General features: G+C 66.8%; 16 protein-coding genes. 7 read left to right on the top strand and 9 right to left on the bottom strand.

The features are described 5' to 3' along the window. Positions 1 to 45: 45 nt before the first annotated feature. From truA to infA, 8 genes are all read right to left on the bottom strand, one after another. Complete coding sequence (gene truA / locus IC40_RS0109715; RefSeq protein ID WP_030134517.1) at positions 46 to 915, bottom strand: tRNA pseudouridine(38-40) synthase TruA; 870 nt, start codon at positions 913 to 915, stop codon at positions 46 to 48. A gap of 7 nt (positions 916 to 922) precedes the next feature. Further along, complete coding sequence (rplQ, locus tag IC40_RS0109710; protein WP_030134516.1) at positions 923 to 1504, bottom strand: 50S ribosomal protein L17; 582 nt, start codon at positions 1502 to 1504, stop codon at positions 923 to 925. Between the two features lie 69 nt (positions 1505 to 1573). Next, a complete protein-coding gene (locus IC40_RS0109705; protein WP_030134515.1) occupies positions 1574 to 2626 on the bottom strand; it encodes a DNA-directed RNA polymerase subunit alpha in 1053 nt (350 codons plus the stop codon). A gap of 94 nt (positions 2627 to 2720) precedes the next feature. Beyond that, positions 2721 to 3326, bottom strand: coding sequence for a 30S ribosomal protein S4 (gene rpsD / locus IC40_RS0109700; RefSeq protein WP_030134514.1), 606 nt, complete (start codon positions 3324 to 3326; stop codon positions 2721 to 2723). 14 nt (positions 3327 to 3340) lie between these two features. After that, positions 3341 to 3757 carry a 30S ribosomal protein S11 gene (gene rpsK, locus IC40_RS0109695; RefSeq protein WP_019512358.1) on the bottom strand — a complete coding sequence of 139 codons (417 nt, stop codon included), beginning with the start codon at positions 3755 to 3757 and terminating at the stop codon, positions 3341 to 3343. Between the two features lie 6 nt (positions 3758 to 3763). Further along, positions 3764 to 4138: a 30S ribosomal protein S13 gene (gene rpsM / locus IC40_RS0109690; RefSeq protein ID WP_019512359.1), complete on the bottom strand. Its 375-nt coding sequence runs from the start codon at positions 4136 to 4138 to the stop codon at positions 3764 to 3766. A gap of 158 nt (positions 4139 to 4296) precedes the next feature. Then, positions 4297 to 4410: a 50S ribosomal protein L36 gene (gene rpmJ / locus IC40_RS27260; RefSeq protein WP_079925868.1), complete on the bottom strand. Its 114-nt coding sequence runs from the start codon at positions 4408 to 4410 to the stop codon at positions 4297 to 4299. A 44-nt stretch (positions 4411 to 4454) separates the two neighbouring features. Then, complete coding sequence (gene infA, locus IC40_RS0109685; protein WP_003418601.1) at positions 4455 to 4676, bottom strand: translation initiation factor IF-1; 222 nt, start codon at positions 4674 to 4676, stop codon at positions 4455 to 4457. A 316-nt stretch (positions 4677 to 4992) separates the two neighbouring features. Between infA and IC40_RS0109680 the strand changes: the two genes are divergently transcribed. Together IC40_RS0109680 and IC40_RS0109675 are read left to right on the top strand one after the other, a co-directional pair. Continuing rightward, positions 4993 to 6186 carry a WS/DGAT domain-containing protein gene (locus IC40_RS0109680; protein ID WP_030134513.1) on the top strand — a complete coding sequence of 398 codons (1194 nt, stop codon included), beginning with the start codon at positions 4993 to 4995 and terminating at the stop codon, positions 6184 to 6186. Beyond that, the gene (locus IC40_RS0109675; RefSeq protein ID WP_030134512.1) at positions 6170 to 7039 is read left to right on the top strand and encodes a universal stress protein; all 870 of its coding nucleotides are present in this window, start codon (positions 6170 to 6172) and stop codon (positions 7037 to 7039) included. The genes IC40_RS0109680 and IC40_RS0109675 overlap by 17 nt, the downstream gene beginning before the upstream one ends. Positions 7040 to 7073: 34 nt before the next feature. Here the strand turns inward: IC40_RS0109675 and IC40_RS0109670 are convergent, their stop codons facing one another. Next, the gene (locus IC40_RS0109670; RefSeq protein ID WP_030134511.1) at positions 7074 to 7547 is read right to left on the bottom strand and encodes an SRPBCC family protein; all 474 of its coding nucleotides are present in this window, start codon (positions 7545 to 7547) and stop codon (positions 7074 to 7076) included. Positions 7548 to 7638: 91 nt separating this feature from the next. On the opposite strand from IC40_RS0109670, the gene IC40_RS0109665 reads away from it, so the two are divergent. The 5 genes from IC40_RS0109665 (at position 7639) to IC40_RS26835 (ending at position 17224) form a co-directional block, all read left to right on the top strand. Continuing rightward, complete coding sequence (locus IC40_RS0109665) at positions 7639 to 9354, top strand: NAD(P)/FAD-dependent oxidoreductase (RefSeq protein WP_030134510.1); 1716 nt, start codon at positions 7639 to 7641, stop codon at positions 9352 to 9354. Positions 9355 to 9369: 15 nt separating this feature from the next. Beyond that, the gene (locus IC40_RS0109660) at positions 9370 to 10863 is read left to right on the top strand and encodes a sensor histidine kinase (protein WP_030134509.1); all 1494 of its coding nucleotides are present in this window, start codon (positions 9370 to 9372) and stop codon (positions 10861 to 10863) included. A gap of 1110 nt (positions 10864 to 11973) precedes the next feature. Continuing rightward, the gene (locus IC40_RS0109655; RefSeq protein ID WP_030134508.1) at positions 11974 to 13068 is read left to right on the top strand and encodes a hypothetical protein; all 1095 of its coding nucleotides are present in this window, start codon (positions 11974 to 11976) and stop codon (positions 13066 to 13068) included. A gap of 36 nt (positions 13069 to 13104) precedes the next feature. Then, entirely contained in the window at positions 13105 to 13410 is a 306-nt protein-coding gene (locus IC40_RS28565) for a hypothetical protein (protein ID WP_157837318.1), read from the top strand. Further along, positions 13340 to 17224, top strand: a complete 3885-nt coding sequence (locus IC40_RS26835; RefSeq protein ID WP_051644297.1) for an Ig-like domain-containing protein — start codon at positions 13340 to 13342, stop codon at positions 17222 to 17224. The genes IC40_RS28565 and IC40_RS26835 overlap by 71 nt, the downstream gene beginning before the upstream one ends. Positions 17225 to 17252 lie beyond the last annotated feature (28 nt).

Below are 17252 nucleotides of genomic sequence, written 5' to 3'. Positions count from 1 at the left end.
GTTCAGCCGATCTGTCGCCACAACCCGCAGTCTGGGCGGTCCCGACTACAGCGTGCGCCGATCCCGGGTGATCTCGATCCGGGCGGCGAGTTCATCATCGGGCGGATAGTCCACCCCGACCAGGGTCAAGCCCCGGGCCGGGGCGGCCGCGAAATCGCTGGAGCGCTTCGTCGAATCGAGCAGTCCCGCGCACCAATCCGGGTGGCGGCGGCCCTCCCCGACTGCCAGCAGCGCGCCGACCAGCGAGCGCACCATCGACCAACAGAACGCGTCGGCGCTGACGTGCGCGGTGATGATCTCATCCGTGCGCTCCCAGTCCAGCCGCTGCAGATCCCGAATCGTGGTGGCGCCCTCACGGTGCCGACAGAAGGCGGCGAAATCGTGCAGCCCCACCAGGTGCCGTGACGCGGCAATCATGGCCTCGACATCCAGCGGTCGGGGCCACGGGGTGACGAACCGGGCCTGCTGCGGCAGCATGCCGTACGGCGCCACACCCAGCCGATACGCGTAGTGCCTACGCAGCGCCGAGAACCGCGCGTCGAATCCCTGTGGGGCCCGCTCGATCCGCAGCACCCGGATCTCCTCGGGCACGAAACGGCTCAGCCGCCGCGTCAACGGGAGGAACTCCGGTTCGCCGGCAGGGCGCGGGCTGCGCGGAAATACCTGTGCCAGCGCCTCATCGGGGATGTCGACATGGGTCACCTGCCCGGTGGCATGCACGCCGGCGTCGGTGCGGCCGGCGGCCCGCAGCACCACCGGGGTGCGGAACACCGTGGACAGCGCGTCCTCCAGCACACCGGCGACCGTCCGCTGCCCCGCCTGGGCGGCCCAGCCAGCGAAATCGGTTCCGTCGTAGGCGATATCGAGGCGCAGACGAACAAACCCGCCACCTGTGGAGGTGGCGGGTTCGTTCACAGCGTGACTACTTGTCGTCAGACTTCGCGTCCTCGGCGGCACCCTCGACCTCGGTGGACTCCTCGGCGGGGGCCTCGGTGGCCTCGGCGTCGGTGGTCTCCTCGGTCACGGCTTCGTCAGCGGCCGGGCCGTCGGTGGCCTCGGGCTCGACAGCTGCCTGCGGTGCGGCGGCGGCCGCAACCTTCTGCGCGGCATCGGCACGTCGGGCACGGTTGGCCTCCGACGTCACCGTCTTCTCCCGCACCAGCTCGATGACCGCCATGGGGGCGTTGTCGCCCTTACGGTTCTCGATCTTGATGATGCGGGTGTAGCCACCGTTACGGTCGGCGAAGAACGGACCGATCTCGGCGAACAGGGTGTGCACCACATCCTTGTCGCGGATCTTCTTCATGACCTCGCGCCGGTTGTGCAGCTCACCCTTCTTGGCGTGGGTGATCAGCTTCTCGGCGTACGGACGCAACGCCCGGGCCTTCGGCTCGGTGGTCTTGATCCGGCCGTGCTCGAACAACGCGGTGGCCAGATTGGCCAACAGCGCCTTCTGGTGCGAGGACGACCCGCCGAGACGGGGACCCTTGGTGGGTTTGGGCATTGCGACTATCTCCTTGTGGGGCCGGCCCCCGTATCAGGTAGGGCCGGGACGGAACTGAAATGAAAAGCGTTAGAGCTGCTCGGTCTCGGCGAAGTCCTGGTCGGTGTCCAGGTCATAGCCGGAGTCTCCGGTCCAGGTGCCGGTGGCCACGTCGTAGCCGGCCACCTCGGACGGATCGAAGGTGGCGGGCGAGTCCTTGAGCGACAGACCCAGCTGATGCAGCTTGATCTTCACCTCGTCGATCGACTTCTGCCCGAAGTTACGGATGTCGAGCAGATCCGACTCGGTCCGCGAGACGAGCTCGCCGACGGTGTGCACACCCTCACGCTTGAGGCAGTTGTACGAGCGGACCGTCAGGTCCAGATCATCGATCGGCAGCGCGAAGCTGGCGATGTGATCGGCCTCGGCCGGCGACGGGCCGATCTCGATGCCCTCGGCCGCCTCGTTGAGCTCACGGGCCAGACCGAACAGCTCGACCAGGGTCTTACCGGCCGACGCCAGGGCGTCGCGCGGGCTGATCGAGTTCTTGGTCTCGACATCGAGGATGAGCTTGTCGAAGTCGGTGCGCTGCTCGACGCGGGTGGCCTCCACCTTGTAGGTCACCTTGAGCACCGGCGAGTAGATCGAGTCGACCGGGATGCGGCCGATCTCGGCGCCGGAGGCCTTGTTCTGCACGGCCGGGACGTAGCCACGACCCCGCTCGACGACCAGCTCGACCTCGAGCTTGCCCTTGTCGTTCAGCGCCGCGATGTGCAGATCCGGGTTGTGCACGGTCACACCGGCCGGCGGCACGATGTCACCGGCGGTGACCGCACCGGGGCCCTGCTTGCGCAGGTACATGGTGACCGGCTCGTCCTCCTCGGAGGACACGACGAGGCCCTTGAGGTTCAGGATGATGTCGGTGACGTCTTCCTTCACCCCTGGGACGGTGGTGAACTCGTGCAGCACACCGTCGATGCGGATGCTGGTGACCGCTGCGCCCGGGATGGACGACAGCAGCGTGCGCCGCAGCGAGTTGCCGAGGGTGTAACCGAAGCCGGGCTCCAGCGGTTCGATGGTGAACCGGGACCGGTTCTCGGCCAACGACTCTTCGGACAGTGTGGGTCGCTGTGAGATCAGCATTGTTTTCTATCTCCTTCTCGGCACCCGCTATTTGATGCCGTCTGGGCGTCCCAGGCCCCCTGGATGTTGGCGGCGGCCTGGGACGTTTACCTGATTACTTCGAGTAGAACTCGACGATGAGCTGCTCGGTGAGCGGCACCTGGATCTGCGCCCGCTCGGGGAGCTGGTGGACCAGGATGCGCTGACGCTCGCCGACGACCTGCAGCCAGGACGGGACCGGGCGCTCGCCCGCGGCCTGACGCGCGGCCTCGAACGGCAGCGTGTTGATCGACTTGTCCTTGATGTCGATGATGTCGTACTGCGACACCCGGTAGCTCGGGATGTTCACCTTCACACCGTTGACCAGGAAGTGGCCGTGGCTGACGAGCTGACGCGCCATCCGACGGGTGCGGGCCAGGCCGGCCCGGTAGATGACGTTGTCCAGCCGGCTCTCCAGGATCTGGAGCAGGTTCTCACCGGTCTTGCCGGTCTGCCGGTTGGCCTCTTCGTAGTACTTGCGGAACTGCTTCTCCATGACGCCGTAGGTGAAGCGAGCCTTCTGCTTCTCCTGCAGCTGGGTGCGGTATTCGCTCTCCTTGATCCGCGCACGGCCATGCTGACCGGGCGGGTAAGGGCGCTTCTCGAACGACTGATCGCCGCCGACGAGGTCGACGCCGAGGCGACGCGACTTGCGGGTTGCGGGTCCGGTATAACGAGCCATTTTCTAGATCCTCCCTAGACCCGGCGCCGCTTGGGCGGACGGCAGCCGTTGTGCGGCTGCGGAGTGACATCGGAAATCGCGCCGACCTCGAGGCCGGCGGCCTGCAGTGAACGGATCGCGGTCTCGCGGCCCGAGCCCGGGCCCTTCACGAACACGTCGACCTTCTTGACACCGTGCTCCTGCGCCTTGCGAGCCGCGTTCTCGGCGGCCAGCTGCGCGGCGAACGGGGTCGACTTACGCGAACCCTTGAACCCGACGTGACCCGAGGATGCCCAGGCGATGACGTTGCCCTGGGGATCGGTGATCGAGACGATGGTGTTGTTGAAGGTGCTCTTGATGTGAGCAGCGCCGTGCGGGACGTTCTTCTTTTCCCTACGACGGGTCTTCTGACCCTTCTTGGCGGCGGTGCCGCCCTTCTTAGCCTGTGCCATCCGGGATTACCTGGCCTTCTTCTTGCCGGCGATGGTGCGCTTGGGGCCCTTACGGGTACGCGCATTGGTCTTGGTGCGCTGTCCGCGCACGGGCAGGCCGCGACGGTGGCGCAGGCCCTGGTAGCAGCCGATCTCGATCTTGCGACGGATATCGGCCTGCACCTCGCGACGGAGGTCACCCTCGACCTTGAGGTTGCCTTCGATGTAATCGCGCAGCTGCGAGACCTGATCATCGGTCAGGTCCTTGGTACGCAGGTCCCGGCTGATGCCGGTGGCGTCCAGGATCTCCTGGGAGCGGGTACGGCCAACGCCGTAGATATAGGTCAGCGCGATCTCCATGCGCTTGTCGCGCGGGAGATCAACGCCCATGAGACGTGCCATCAGGCAGTGTTCCTTTTCGTTGCGGAGGTCTGTTCCCAGTCCGTTCCCCGGTCGGGGTCCGGCCTCCGTGCCGGACGTGGTGAGCAGCCAATCTGCTCAGTGGTACTGGGATGTCTGCATTCAGTTATGGGTGGTGCCGGTCGGCCTCGGGAAGAGACCTAGCCCTGACGCTGCTTGTGGCGCGGGTCGGAGCAGATCACCATGACTCGCCGATGCCGGCGGATCACCCTGCACTTGTCGCAGATCGGCTTGACGCTCGGGTTCACCTTCACGGCTTCGCGATCCTGTTCTCTCGGATGGTCTTGATGGTGGGCAGTTACTTGTACCGGTACACGATGCGGCCCCGGGACAGGTCGTAGGGAGAGAGCTCCACCACGACGCGGTCCTCGGGCAGGATGCGGATGTAGTGCTGCCGCATCTTGCCGCTGATGTGGGCCAGAACCTTGTGTCCGTTCTCCAGCTCAATGCGGAACATCGCATTGGGCAGAGGCTCGACCACGCGGCCCTCGACCTCGATGGCACCGTCTTTCTTGGCCATACTGTCTTAGCGATCCTTGTCTTCGTTTTCGTATCTCTACGCCCCGGCACGACCGATTCACCGACTACATGACGTGTGAGCCGGACCCGAAATCGTTATGGTTCTCAGACGAGGCACGCAAAGAGTCGGTGCGCAGGCCGCACCGTCGATCCATACTACCCGCACCGCGCCGTACCCCAAAATCAACGAAATTGCAGCTCGACGCGCCCACCACGATGACGTAAGCCGGCCGGCCGGCCGCGGGCCGTGCCGGTCGGATCACATCGAGGACCTACGACCCTGTCGCAGGGATGTTCCCGCACCGGATAGTCGAGGGGTGAATCACCCCGGTGCCGCGTACTCCGACTCCCGCGATGGTGCGCATTCCGATCCCGACCTGGTGCCCTACGTCGGCGTCATCGCCGTCATGACCGGCCCGATGCCCGCGCACGAAGAGCTGGCGGCAGCCCTGGACGACCGACTCGGCAGGCCCGCCGACCTCCTCGCGGTCGAGCTGGCCGAACCCGGTGACGACGAGGCCCTGTTCGCGTTCGTCACGCAGGCCATCCGGCCCCGCCCCGAACCCGGTCCGCAGTGGCGGTGCTGGGCCGTGGCGGGTCTGAGCGATCACCGCTGGGCCGTGCTGTTGGCGGCGCGGCACGATATTGCCGATGCCGGCATCGTCACGGACGTCCTTGCCGGGCTCGGTACCGACAGTGCCGTATCGGCAACGGTCGGTGCGCCGCAGCCGAGCACCCTTCCGCCGGGTCGACCCACCAGCTTCAGCGCCGTCCAGGTGGCACGGGCCGACGCGGTATCGGTCTGCAAGACCTTCGACGTCACGCTCAACGAGCTGGCACTGACGGCGGTCACCAACGGTCTGCGGTCCGCGCTGCGACATCGGGGCCGGGATCCGCGGCGGATCTCTGTGCGCACGCGGCAGCCGCTTTCGGCCAGGGCAGGTGCTGCGGCGGCCAGGATGAGCCGGCGGATACCGGTCCTACGACGGGCGCTACCGGTCGAGGAACCGGATGTGCTGCGGCAGCTACGGACCGTGCACCGCACGCTGGCCGATTTCAAGGCCGACGCGCGACACCGGTCCCCCTGGTCGTTGCCCGCCACCGCGCTGATGCCCGTCGCGCTGGCACGGCGGGCACTCAAGATGGTGACCGACCCGCCCCGGGACGATCTTCTGGTGGCGATGACCAGCGTCACGGGCCCTCGTCGTCCTGGGGACATGCTGGGCCGTCCGATCGTGGCAATGGTGGGTGTTCCACCGGTCCCCCCGCCGGGCCAGGTCGCCGTCATACTCCTCACCTACGGTCCGGATCTGTTCTTCGGGCTGACCGCCGACTGCGATACGTTCCCTGAGGCGGACGATGTCACCCACGGGATCGCCCGAACGATCGAGCATCTTGCCGCTGCCGCCCGGCATCCGCACCCCGGTCGGCCGGCCCTGGCGTTGATCGGGACCAGAGCTACCGGGGACCATGGCCTCGGTGAAAGGAACACAGATGACCGAGCGGGTTGACGTCGACAACATCGTTGTCGGAGTGGATGATTCACCGTCTGCTCGGATCGCCGTGCAGTGGGCGGCCACCGAGGCCGGGCTGCGGGGCATCCCGTTGGTGCTGTTGCACGCGAACACCATGCCGGTCGGCGCCTGGCCCGCGGTTCCTGCGCCTGCGGACTACCTGGATTGGCAGATGCAGCTCGGGCGCGATCTGCTCGAGGAGACCGCGAACTCGGTCCGCACCCTCACCGACACCACGGTGACCACCGATCTGGTCGTCGCGACACCCACCGCCGCGTTGGTCGACGCGTCCCGCACGGCGGGCATGGTCGTCACGGGAAGCCGTGGCAGGGGTGCGCTTTCGCGTCACCTGCTGGGCAGCGTCAGCACGGGGCTGCTCCATCGGGCCCACTGCCCGGTGGTGGTGATCAGCGATGACGACGGACTACCGGCACCTACCGCCCCGGTCCTGCTCGGCTTCGACGGTTCGCAGGCATCGGAGTCGGCGACGGCCCTGGCCTTCGAGGAGGCGTCCCGACGCGGTGTGGGCCTGGCCGTCCTGCATGCCTGGTGGTCCCCCGGCGCATTCGAGATGCCTGGTTTCGATTGGGAGACACTGCGCCCCGAGGTCGACCGGCAACTGCGCGAGATGCTGACCCCCTGGCAGAACCGATACCCGCACGTGGACGTGGACCGCATCGTGGTTCCCGACCGGCCCGCCGCCCGGCTCGTCGAGCACTCGACGGCCGCGCAATTGATCGTCGTGGGCAGTCACGGCCACGGCGCCGTGGCCTCGGTACTGCTGGGCTCGGTCAGCAATGCCGTGGTCCAGGCGGCGCGGGTGCCGGTCCTGGTGGCCCGCCCACGCTGAACGGGCGGTGGCCGACCACCCCGACCAGCTGGACCTAGGCGGACTGTGCCTCGGCACTGGCCTTGATGGCCGCCAGGGTCTGCGGGATCCCACTGAGCGCCAGTTCCGAGCGCGTCGCGATCTGCGCGTCGGCATCGGCGCCGAAACGCTCCCGGAATCCCTCGATGCCCTTGGGCAGGAACCGCCAGTACTGAGTCAGCGTGGTGCCCTGGCCGTCCGGCTCCATGGTGAAGCCCCACCGGACCCACCCATCGTTGACCTCCCACGCGAACTCGCGACCCGGCGTGGCCGCGACGACCTGGCTGCGGGTCTCCCAGGTGCGCTCGGGCAGCACGTTCCGCCCGGTGAACCATGCCCCGGCCACCGCACCCGCCGCCGGGTCGTCCCACCAGCACTCCTTGCACACCGGACTCCACTGGCCCATCCGGGTGATATCGGAAACCAGGTCGTAGGTCGCCTTCGCGTCCAGGGTGAGGTGGATGGAATCGGAGTACTCGAGCGCCGTCACACGCGGCAGTCTAGGCCGACGATGCGCACCGTTTCGCCGTCAGCGATCAGGTGGGGATAAGAAGTGGACGTCCAGCGCATAATCATCAGTGATGCCTGACGCCGAGCGCCAACCCCGCAAGCCCGTGATCCTGTCGGTCGACGATGATCCGGCCGTGTCCCGCGCCGTGGCACGCGATCTGCGCCGCCACTACGGCGAGCGATATCGGATCGTGCGTGCCGAATCCGGTCCCGATGCCCTGGACACGCTGCACGAACTGAAACTGCGCGGTGACACCGTCGCCGTATTCGTGGCCGACTACCGGATGCCGCAGATGAGCGGAATCGAGTTCCTCGAGGCCGCGATGGACCTGTATCCGATGGCACGACGGGTCCTGCTCACCGCATATGCCGATACGACGGCCGCCATCGACGCCATCAACGTCGTCGATCTCGACCATTACCTGCTCAAGCCGTGGGATCCGCCCCAGGAGAAGCTCTACCCGGTGATCGACGGTCTGCTCGAGTCCTGGCATGCCGCCGGCGATCACGCCATCCCGTACACCAAGGTGATCGGCCACCAGTGGAATCCGCGGTCCTGGGATGTGCGTCAGTTCCTCGCCCGCAACGGTTATCCCTTCAAGGCGTTCACCGCCGAGGAACCCAAGGGCCGCCAGTTGCTCGAGGCGGCCGGGCTGGATGGCAGGCAGCTGCCGGTGGTGATCACCGAGGACGGCAAGCCGATGGTCGAACCCACCGACACCGAGCTGGCCACCATGCTCGGCCTGTCCACCAACCCGTCCCTGGAGATGTACGACCTGGCGGTCATCGGAGGCGGGCCGGCCGGGCTGGCCGCCGCGGTCTATGGCGCGTCCGAGGGCCTCAACACTGTCCTGATCGAGCGTGCGATGACGGGCGGCCAGGCCAGCCGCAGCTCCCGGATCGAGAACTATCTCGGCTTCGAGAACGGTATCTCCGGAGTCGATCTGACCACCACGGCACGTCGGCAGGCCGAGCGCTTCGGCGCCGAGGTGATCACCACTCGCCAGGCTCTGCACCTGCAAGCCGGTGAGATCGGGACGGCGCGCACGATCACCTTCTCCGATGACGGTTCCGGTGACGGTGTGGGCCAGCGCACCATCGGCGCGCGGGCGGTCATCCTTGCCACCGGTGTCGACTACCGCGAGCTGGCGGTGACGGGCTGCTCGGCCGCCGAGGAGTCCAACTTGATCGGGCGCGGCGTCTACTACGGCGCCTCGGTATCCGATGCCGCCGAATGCGCCGGTGAAGAGGTCTACATCGTCGGAGGCGCCAATTCGGCAGGCCAGGCGGCGATGTTCATGTCCAGGACCGCCAAGCGGGTGACCATGCTGGTGCGGGGCCCCTCGCTGGAAGCGTCGATGTCGTATTACCTCATCCAGCAGATCGAGGCCAACGACAAGATCGAGGTCCGCACCTGCACCGAGGTGGTGGGCACGACGGCCGCCGATGACCACCTCGTCGGCCTCACACTGGCCGACCGCAAGTCCGGTGAGACCGAGGATGTCCCCGCCAACAGGCTGTGCTGTTTCATCGGCGCCACTCCGCGCACGGACTGGCTCGACGGGGTGGTGGCCCGCGACGACCGCGGTTTCATCCTGGCCGGCCCCGATCTGCGCGACGTGTGCGGCTGGAGCCTGGACCGTCCTCCGCACCACCTGGAAACAAGTGTGCCCGGTGTGTTTGTTGCAGGAGATGTGCGTTCGGAATCCGCCAAGCGGGTTGCCGCGGCCGTCGGCGAAGGGTCGATGGCGGTGATGTTCGTGCACCGGTACCTGGCCGAGGCGTAGAGGGGCTTGAGACATATGGGCGAGACGTGTGTGCGCGACGAACTGCGGACCCTGTTCCTGTTCGAGCATCTGACCGACGAGCAGCTCGACACGCTCTGCCAGGCGGGTTCCATCGAGACGTTCCCGGCAGGCCCGATCGTGCAGGAGGGCGACCAGGCGACGTGCTTCTACGTGCTGATCGACGGTGAACTGATCATGTCGAAGCGCTCCGGTGGCGTCGACATCCAGACCAACCGGACCTCGCAACGCGGCGTCTATTTCGGTGCCTGGTCGGCGTACATCCCCGGTGAGGAGCAGCTCTACCAGGCCTCGGTACGTCTGGTGTCCGAGTCACGGGTGTTCGTGCTGGAGGCGCGGGCGTTCGCCGAGTTCATGCGCGCGCAGTTCCCGATGGCCGTGCACCTCATGGAAGGCCAGCTCGTCGGTGGCCGCCGACAGAGCCAGATCATCGGTCAGCGGGAGAAGCTGCTGGCACTGGGCACCATCACCGCGGGGCTGACCCACCAGCTGAACAATCCGGCGGCCGCCACCGCGCGCGCGGTATCCGACCTTCGCGAAAGCGTCGGTCACATGCGCCACAAACTCGCCATGGTCGCCGAGGCGAAGTTCAGCCCCGAATCGCTGCGCGCCCTGGTCAACATCCAGGATCAGGTCGCCGAACAGGTCGCCAAGAACAAGGACCTGGAACTCACCGCCCTGGAAGCCTCCGATCGCGAGGATGAACTCGGTGACTGGCTCGAGGATCACGGTATCGCCGGCGCCTGGGACTACGCTCCGACGTTCGTCGAGGCAGGTTTGGACACCGACTGGTTGGAGAGGGTGTCGGCACTGGTCGATGATCTGGATTCCACCGCCTCGCTGCAGGGCGCCATCGGCTGGCTGAAGTACACCATCGACAACGAGTTGCGGATGAACGAGATCGCCGAGGCGAGCAAGCGCATCTCGGCGCTGCTGGCGGGAGCCAAGCAGTACTCGCAGATGGACCGCGGTTCCTACGGCAGCGCCGATGTGCACGAACTGATCCGCAGCACCGTGATGATGTTCGGTGACAAGATCGGCGGACCGGGCAAGGATCGTCCGGTGACGATCGTCAAGGACTTGGACAAGACGCTGCCCGAACTGCAGTGCTATCCCGGCGACCTGAACCAGGTGTGGACCAACATCATCGACAACGCCATCCAGGCGATGGGCGGCCACGGCACCTTGACCATCCGCACCAGCCGCGAGAACGAGCAGATGATCCGCGTCGAGATCTGTGATGACGGTCCCGGCATCCCCGAGGACGTCATCGACCGCATCTTCACGCCGTTCTTCACCACCAAGCCCTTCGGCGAAGGCACCGGTCTCGGACTGGATCTGGCCTGGCGCATAGTGGTCGAGAAGCACGGGGGCAACATCTCGGTGCAGTCCAAGCCCGGCGACACCAGGTTCGCGGTGTGCCTGCCGTTGGTGGCGCCGGCTCCGGTGATCCCGACCCCGGGTGAGTTGTCGGCAGCGGGGACCGAGTAGCAGCTGCTCGGCGTGCGGCGGCCCGCTGCGTGGTCGCCCTGCGTGAGATTTTTTCACCAACGGCCGATCGCTGCCCATGCCACCTGATTTGTTGCTGAATCAACACGCGGCGGTGCGTGCGAAGCCGCTGTCGCTCGGCACAGTCCTCCACGGCCGCATTTGTTGGTCGCCAGCAACTCACGACATGCGCTGGTCGGGTGGCCAAAGCGGGTCCACCGTAGGCGGTTTGGGCCCGTCGAACAGCGCACAGCAACCGGCGGCGCGAACACCGTCGCCAACGTTGCTGATTTTGACCGTCCAGGGAAATTCACCCCCTGGACGGGGGTAATGCGCCGCCGAGGGGCGTGGGAAAATTTTCCAAACGCTATTTAATTGACGCGTGCGTTATACCCTTATGCCCATGACTCGTAACGCTTTTCGCGGCGGCCCCGCCGACGCCAGCAAGCGTCACGCGAGCATGCTCCGCCCCACCCGATCCGTGTCGCAGCCGGTAGCGGCCGAACGCACCACCCTCACGGGAAGGGAACACGGGCCCATCACGGCGCTCCCATAAGAACGTCGGCACGCGCCGCGCCCCTGTCGGCGATCGGCCATCGACGTCACATACAGCCCCATCGGCGGGCCCTCCCGGCGACCCATTCTCGATGCGCTCATGCGCCCCGGACCGTCGCCGATCGACCGATCACACCGACCCACTCGGATATACGCGCATGCCGCGGTCTTATCGAATTGCCGAATGGGTCCGGCGAGTAATGCGCGGTTGCGATATTTATTACTCAATAAACAACGTGTCTTTCTTGACGCCCGGTACACGTTGTTGCCTTAACCAGAGTGCCCAGTTAGGGAAGCCAAACATATTGGCATAATGCTGTTTTCACATTCCGCTCTCGGCCATTTAACCAGCAACGCTCCTCACAAAACATTTATTAGATAAATCGTTGAACAGTCGGAATTTGATGTGCTAACTTTCGACTCCTGAGCAAGATTCTCAGGTAAAACTCAGGAAACCGTCGCATTCAGCACCCCGTTCGGTGCCCGCCTAAGCGCCCTCAGCTCCCTCAGCTTCTTTGTTCAGCACCACACACCGAGAAATCACAGACCGGGGATCCCATGAAGAAAGAACGCGCCGATATCTCACGCCATGACCTCGTGCATCGGCACGCAGGAACCGGGTTGGATTACGAGTCCTTCGCCCGATGGCTGCGCGTGGGCGCCGTCGCATTTGCCTTGGGCGCCAGCGCGTTCGCCGCTCCGGCCGTCGCGGCGGCTGATACGCCGGATTCCGGTGCGTCGTCGTCTTCTTCATCTTCGTCTTCGTCTTCGTCGGCGGGTGAGTCCTCCGCGAATGACGATCGCAACGACTCCAGGAGCTCGGCATCGGAGAGCTCGGCCACCGGATCCTCGACCGAGCCGGAATCCCCGAAACAGCCGAACGGCAGGGAATCAGCGTCCGGTCTCGACGGTTTCGACGATGACGCCGACGACACCGCCGACGACACTGACACCGATACCGGGGCCTCCGACGACGCCGACAGCGAGCTCGCCGAGCCGGACCCGTCAAACGGTGAGCTGACCGAACCCGGCAGCACCGGTGGCACCGAGGTCAGCCCCGGCGGGAGCGATTCCGGCAGTGATTCCGGCAGTGGCGAATCCACTCCGCCCACGGTTCAGCCCACCATCGAGGTTCCCGACACGGGCACCAGCGGTGCGGGACACACGCAGAGCACTCCGGACGCGTCACCCACCACGACGAGCCCTGCCGCGGTGCAGAGCACCGCGACCCCGCGGGTATCCGGGCAGTCCACCGGCGGCGGCGGTCTTGCCCAACCGCAGAGTTCCGCCACCACCACCGTGGCCCCGATCGCCCTGCGATCGGCGGCGGCGGCCACCACCGCCGCCGCGTCCACCACCGCGGTCGCGGCAGCACCGACGGTCATCCGGCAGGCGACGGATGTCACGCTGCAGAGCATCTTCACCGACATCATGCACTGGATCGGTCTCGGCTCACTATCGGCAAACCTGCCGGTCCCACCGAGCCCGGTCGGAATGTTCGTCGAGTCACTATGGCTCTTCGTCCGGAACATCAACTACACATTGAACAATCAGCGGCCCACCGCCGCGCCCACCACATCGGGCCCCGGCGCCAACGGCACCATCACCGGCAGCCTCAACGGCACCGACTACGACGACACGAATATCACCTAGACGGTCAGCGCCGGGCCCGCGCACGGGACCGTCACCATCGACGCGAACGGCAACTACGTCTACACCCCGACTGCCGGGACGAACGCACTCTTCGACACCTTCACCGTCACCATCGACGACAAGCCGGGCAACGCACCGCACCGGGCGGGCCTGCTCGACCTGTTCGCCAACGACAGCGCTCTCGACACCATCGTCAACGTGTCGCTCACTGGCGCACCGCTTCCCACCGCCGGACGCCAATTGGCCCAGGTGACGCTGGGCAGCATGATCAGTGACGCCATGCTGGGTCGGCCTCGGTTGGCTGGCCAACCGGCTGCCGATGCCCGCCATCGCGATGCCTGAGCCCGTGGTGTCGCTGTGGAACGCCATCCGCACCTTCCAATACACCTGGAACAACCAGCGCGCCACCGTGAATCCGATCGTCCTCGGACAAGCCGCCGACGGCACCATCACCGGCTCGCTGAACGCCGTCGACTACGACGACGCGGCACCGGTCTACACGGTCGCCGGCCAGCCCAAGAACGGTGTGGTCACCGTCGATGCGAATGGCAACTTCACCTACACCCCCAACGCACAGACCGCAGCCCTCGGCGGCAACGATCAGTTCAGCGTGATCGTCAACGACATCATCGGCACACCGACGCACTTCCGCGGACTGTTCGGGCTGCTGGGCTGGCTCGGGCCCCGCCAGACCACCATCGTGGTCCACGTCGACCCCATTCTGCCCAGCTCCGCCGGAAATGGTTATACGGCAACCGGTTCGGACCCCACCACGGGGAGCACATCCGGATCCGTCACGGTCAACAACCCCGCCAACGGCACCCTGACCTACACGCTGGGCACCGGTGCCCCGACCCGTGGCACCGTCACCATCGACCCGACCACCGGCGCCTTCACCTACACCCCCACCGAGGAGGCCCGCCACGCCGCAGCCGCCGACGCGGCCAGCGCCGCCGACAAGCTGGACACCTTCTCGGTGACCGTCACCGACGGATACAACACCTTCACGGTGCCGGTAAGCCTGAACATCCTTCCCAACAATGCGAATCCCACTGTCGGAGCGCCCGGAACGACCATCACCAATCCAACCAACGGTGCCGTCACCGGTGCGGTCTCGGTCACCGACGCCGATGGTGACACCCCGCGCTTCACCGGGCCGACGTCGAGCACCAAGGGTGGCACCGTCACCGTCGACCCCACCACCGGCGCGTACACCTACACCCCCACCGCCGCCATCCGACATGCCGCCGCAGCCAACGGCGCCACCACCGCCGACCAGACCGACACCTTCGCCATCACCGTCAGCGACGGACACGGCGGCACCATCGAAGTGCCGGTGACCGTGGGCATCTCGTCGTTCAACACCAACCCGACCGCAGGCACCCCGACGGTGACCAATGTCAACGGCGGCTCCGGCGTGGTCGCCGGCAGCGTCGGCGGCGCCACCGATGCCGACGGCGACACCCCGCGCTACTCCGGCCCGGCCACGAGCGTCAAGGGCGGCACCGTCACCGTCGATGCGACCACCGGTGCGTACACCTACACCCCCACCGCCGCCATCCGTCACGCCGCCGCAGCCAACGGCGCCACCACCGCCGACCAGACCGACACCTTCACCATCACCGTCAGCGACGGACACGGCGGCACCGTCGAAGTGCCGGTCAGCGTGTCGATCGTCGCCGCGAACACCGCACCGGTGGCCGGCGCCACCGTGACCGGTCTGAGCCACACGACGGGCACGGCGACCGGTTCCATCACCGGTTCCGATTCCGACGGTGACACCACCGTCTTCGGTGGGTCGACGCTGAGCACCAAGGGCGGCACCGTCACCATCGACGCGGCCACCGGCGCATTCGTCTACACGCCCACCGCGGCGGCACGGCATGCGGCCGCGGCCCTCGGCGCGTCCGGTTCCGATCTGGTGGATTCGTTCACCGCCACGGTCAGCGATGGCTACGGCGGCACGACATCGGTGGTGGTGGTGATCGCACTGAGCGCGACCAACACCGGGCCCACGTCGGGCAGCGCAACGGTCGGTTCACCGAGCGGCCCCGCGGGAACGGTCACCGGGACGGTCAGCATCGTCGACCCGGACAACGACGTTCCCAGCTACAGCGCACCGGCGCTGAGCACCAAGGGCGGCACGATCACGATCGATCCGTCGACCGGAACCTACGTCTACACACCGTCGGCGGCGGTCCGGCATGCCGCCGCAGCCAACGGCGCCACCACCGCCGATCAGACCGACACCTTCACCATCACCGTCAGCGACGGACACGGCGGCACCATCGAAGTACCGGTGACCGTTCAGGTCAGCGGGTCGAACACCGCACCATCGGTGTCGACGTCGGTCGGCAACCCCAGTGGGCCCGGCGGTGCGGTCAGCGGGACCGTCAACGTCACCGACAGTGACAACGACACCACCGTCATCACCGGACCGCTCACCAGCACCAAGGGCGGCACCGTCACCATCGACCCCACCACCGGCGCCTTCACCTACACCCCCACCACCGCCATCCGCCACGCCGCCGCAGCCAACGGCGCCACCACGGCCGACCAGACCGACACGTTCACCATCACCGTCGACGACGGCCACGGCGGCACCACCACCCTCGCGGTCACCGTCGACATCGACCCGACCAACACCGCACCCACCGTCAGCGCCACCATCGGAAACCCCAGCGGCACACAGGGAACCGTCACCGGAACCCTCAACATCACCGACAACGACAACGACACCCCCGTCATCACCGGACCGCTCACCAGCACCAAGGGCGGCACCGTCACCGTCGACCCCACCACCGGCGCCTTCACCTACACCCCCACCACCGCCATCCGCCACGCCGCCGCAGCCACCGGCGCTCCGGCATCGGCGGGCAAGGACACCTTCGACCTGACGGTCGACGACGGCCACGGCGGCACCATGGTGGTCACCATCCTGGTGGATGTCGACCCGGCCAACAGCACGCCGACAGCGGCGGTGAACGTCAACACCCCGAACGCATCGAATGGCAACGTCACCGGGTCGGTCGTCGTCACCGATGCCGATCAGGACACCCCGGTGTTCTCGGGATCGACCACGACCGCGCTCGGCGGGACGGTCACGGTCAACACGACGACGGGGACGTTCAGCTACACGCCCACCGCGGCGGCACGGCACAACGCCGCAGCCGCCAACGCCCCGGCGTCGGCACTGACCGACACCTTCAACGTGACCATCAGCGACGGCCACGGCGGCACGCTCGTGGTGCCGGTCAGCGTCACCATCAGCCCGAGCAACACCGCCCCGACGGGAACGGCGAGTATCAACACCTTCCCCAACGGCGACTTCTCGAACTCCCTGACGGGCTGGACGGCCATCGACGGCCGGGTCAAACTCGGCGGCGCCGGGACCGTCGCCGGATGGCCCACGCCGGTCGACCCGACCCGAGCACCCGACGGGGGTATCGAATCCACCGGCGGCACCGGCACCTACACCACGACGGTCACCAACGGCCGGGCCGTCATGGTCTCCGAACTGAGCGGGGTCAGCAACACCCCGGCAGGTAGTGGCGGCGTGGTGCACGGACCCGTCGTGGTGTCGAACAATCCGCTGGCGATCTACGCCGGGGCCACGGTGCAGTTCGACTGGGAGGCCAGCGGCGGCTGGGACGCCTTCGATGTCGTGGGCTACATCGTCGACGTCGACACCGGCCGCACCGAGATCATGCTCAATGCCACGGGCGCCAACGCGCAGACCGTTCAACCCGTGACGGTGGTCAACTATCTGGTCAACACCACAGGCAACTACCGGTTCGTGTTCGTCTCCGGAACCTGGGATGCCACCAGAGGTGAGGCGGCCGGGGCGCGGCTGAGCATCGACAACGTCAAGGTGCTCAACAACAACAACCCGACCGGCGTGGTCAACGGGGCCGTCACCGGCAGCGATGCCAACGGCGACACCCTGACCTACACCGGACCGGGCAGCACGGGCAAGGGCACGGTCATCCTCGACTCGGCGACCGGTTCCTTCTCCTACACCCCGACCGCCGCGGCGCGGGCGGCAGCCACCGCTGCGGGGGCGTCGGCAGCCGATCAGTCCGACACGTTCATCGTGATGCTCGATGACGGACACGGCGGACTCACCCCCGTGAGCGTCACGGTGCCGATCACCTAGCACGCACGCGCAGCACGTCGATGGCCGG

This window comes from Mycolicibacterium neoaurum ATCC 25795, assembly GCF_000691525.1.
Lineage (GTDB): Bacteria > Actinomycetota > Actinomycetes > Mycobacteriales > Mycobacteriaceae > Mycobacterium > Mycobacterium neoaurum.
This window is presented reverse-complemented; position numbering and strand designations above follow the sequence as displayed.

Excerpts from the sequence above, each read along its gene's own strand:
- rplQ (WP_030134516.1), bottom strand. The coding sequence starts at position 1,504 with ATGCCCAAACCCACCAAGGGTCCCCGTCTCGGCGGGTCGTCCTCGCAC.
- IC40_RS0109705 (WP_030134515.1), bottom strand. The coding sequence starts at position 2,626 with ATGCTGATCTCACAGCGACCCACACTGTCCGAAGAGTCGTTGGCCGAG.
- rpsD (WP_030134514.1), bottom strand. The coding sequence starts at position 3,326 with ATGGCTCGTTATACCGGACCCGCAACCCGCAAGTCGCGTCGCCTCGGC.
- rpsK (WP_019512358.1), bottom strand. The coding sequence starts at position 3,757 with ATGGCACAGGCTAAGAAGGGCGGCACCGCCGCCAAGAAGGGTCAGAAG.
- rpsM (WP_019512359.1), bottom strand. The coding sequence starts at position 4,138 with ATGGCACGTCTCATGGGCGTTGATCTCCCGCGCGACAAGCGCATGGAG.
- infA (WP_003418601.1), bottom strand. The coding sequence starts at position 4,676 with ATGGCCAAGAAAGACGGTGCCATCGAGGTCGAGGGCCGCGTGGTCGAG.
- IC40_RS0109675 (WP_030134512.1), top strand. The coding sequence starts at position 6,170 with ATGACCGAGCGGGTTGACGTCGACAACATCGTTGTCGGAGTGGATGAT.
- IC40_RS0109665 (WP_030134510.1), top strand. The coding sequence starts at position 7,639 with ATGCCTGACGCCGAGCGCCAACCCCGCAAGCCCGTGATCCTGTCGGTC.
- IC40_RS0109660 (WP_030134509.1), top strand. The coding sequence starts at position 9,370 with ATGGGCGAGACGTGTGTGCGCGACGAACTGCGGACCCTGTTCCTGTTC.
- IC40_RS0109655 (WP_030134508.1), top strand. The coding sequence starts at position 11,974 with ATGAAGAAAGAACGCGCCGATATCTCACGCCATGACCTCGTGCATCGG.